This is a genomic window from Butyrivibrio sp. AE2015 (assembly GCF_000420825.1).
GTDB lineage: Bacteria > Bacillota > Clostridia > Lachnospirales > Lachnospiraceae > Butyrivibrio.
Genome location: NZ_ATVR01000069.1, coordinates 1 through 2,168, shown reverse-complemented (window position 1 = coordinate 2,168; position 2,168 = coordinate 1). Strand labels below are relative to the sequence as shown.

General features: G+C 40.3%; 3 protein-coding genes and 1 pseudogene. All 4 read left to right on the top strand.

What is annotated here, in order from left to right:
• On the top strand, positions 1–343 hold a 343-nt coding region (locus G585_RS0116525), incomplete at its 5' end, for a MarR family winged helix-turn-helix transcriptional regulator (protein WP_022776482.1).
• The gene (locus tag G585_RS0116520) at positions 340–1,038 is read left to right on the top strand and encodes a radical SAM mobile pair protein A (protein ID WP_022776480.1); all 699 of its coding nucleotides are present in this window, start codon (positions 340–342) and stop codon (positions 1,036–1,038) included. The genes G585_RS0116525 and G585_RS0116520, both read left to right, overlap by 4 nt.
• Positions 1,014–1,937 carry a radical SAM mobile pair protein B gene (locus tag G585_RS0116515; protein WP_022776479.1) on the top strand — a complete coding sequence of 308 codons (924 nt, stop codon included), beginning with the start codon at positions 1,014–1,016 and terminating at the stop codon, positions 1,935–1,937. The genes G585_RS0116520 and G585_RS0116515 overlap by 25 nt, the downstream gene beginning before the upstream one ends.
• A gap of 40 nt (positions 1,938–1,977) precedes the next feature.
• Positions 1,978–2,168: pseudogene (locus tag G585_RS19805) on the top strand (hypothetical protein); the annotation flags it as partial.

Here is a 2,168-nt window from a genome sequence, read left to right as displayed (position 1 = left end):
TAACGGAGCTCAGGGAAGGATTCTTTATGTCTTATGGCAGGAAGATGGTGTTCCTATTAAAATTATTTCCGAGAAAAGCGGACTTGCAATTACTTCACTTACAACCATGCTTGAGCGGATGGAAAAAAACGGACTGATAAGCCGCAAAACTGATGAAGCTGATAAGAGAAAAACTCTTCTGTTCCTCACAGATAAAGCCAAAGAACTTAAAGAAGCTTATGACTCCGTATCAAATGAGATGGGGAATATTTATTATCGTGATTTTACGGATAAAGAGATTCTTCAGTTTGAAGAGTATCTTAACCGCATCAGGGTAAACCTTGAGGAATGGAGTGACATATGAGTATCTGTATTAAAGATCAGATTCAGAACATGAATATTGTTATAGGGTGCACTGTTGGATGTCCGTACTGCTATGCCAGAAACAATACGAGGCGTTATCACATCATAGATGATTTTGAAAAGCCACAGTTTTTTCAAGGAAAGCTTCGTATGATGGAAAAGAAAAAGCCGCAGAATTTTCTGCTGACCGGCATGAGCGATCTCTCGGGCTGGCATGAGGAATGGAGAGAGGAAGTCTTTAAAAAGATAGCAGAGAATCCTCAGCACCAGTTTCTTTTTCTTACCAAACGACCGGATCTTCTGTCTTTTGAAACAGATCTTGATAATGCATGGTTTGGCGTTACAGTTACGAGAAAGTCTGAGTTATGGCGTATTGATGCACTGCGGAGCAATGTGAAGGCAAAAAAATATCATGTTACCTTTGAGCCTTTGTTCGATGATCCGGGTAAGGTTGATCTTACAGGCATTGACTGGATTGTGGTGGGAACCATGACAGGTGCAAAGAGCAGGACTGTTAAAACAGATCCCGGGTGGGCTTATTCATTGACAGAACAGGCTCATGAACTGAACATTCCTGTATTCTGGAAAGAAGATCTTGTTCCGATTATGGGAGAAGAAATGATACAGGAAATGCCGGATGCTTTTAACAAAGTGCTGGAGGAACAGAGGATATGGAACGACCAGAAATCAAAGTAAATCATATAGAAACAAAAAGTGTAATGACAAAATCGAATACTCCTATTGGAGGATATTCGGTGAATCCCTATGTGGGGTGTCCCCATGCCTGTAAATACTGCTACGCATCTTTTATGAAACGCTTTACAGGGCATACGGAGGAATGGGGAACATTCATGGATGTGAAAGACTGGCCTGAAATAAAGAATCCAAAGAAGTATGCCGGCCAGAAGGTGATCATTGGAACAGTTACGGATGGTTATAATCCGCTAGAGGAAACATATAAAAATACAAGAAGACTTCTGGAAGAACTAAAGGACAGTGGTGCGGACATACTTATCTGCACAAAGTCAGACCTTGTACTAAGAGATCTGGATCTGCTAAAAGAGATCAACGAAAATAGCAGACTTACAGTATCATGGTCAATCAATACTCTCGATGAAGAGTTTAAAGACGATATGGATGCGGCAGTAAGCATAGAAAGAAGGCTTGCTGCAATGAAAGAGGTATATGCGGCAGGCATTCGTACAATTTGCTTCATTTCACCCGTGTTCCCGGGAATTACGGATATAGAGGCAATTATAGACAGGACAAAAGATCAGTGTGACCTTGTATGGCTTGAGAATCTGAATCTTCGCGGAGGTTTTAAGGCAGATATCATGAAATACATTTCCGATAAACATCCGGATCTGGTGCCACTGTATGATGAAATTTATAACAAGAAGAACCGCAGCTATTTTGAAGCGCTGGAAAAGAAAGCAGAAGAGCTGGCTAAAAAGTATGATTGCAGGTTTGTTGATAATGAAACTCCGTATGAGAGAGTAGAGAAAGGACATCCAACAATCGTAGATTACTTTTACCATGAAGAAGTAAGAGGAACTGCCAATAGTGGAAAGAGAAATGTAATACATAATCCTTGATGGAAGAATAAATTCGAATAATCTGATAGTGATGAAAGAAATGGAAGCAATATTTGGAGAAAGTTCATATATCGATTCGTGGATGCAGCTTGTTCGAAAGGTTAGCTGGAATTTCCCCGGGCTCGAAACAGAAGAGAATTTAGAAGAACATAAGCAGACTGTATTGAAGTTTATGAACAAGCTGCAAGCTGTATGTGTCAAAGACAGTGAAACTATTGTGGGAGTTCTTCT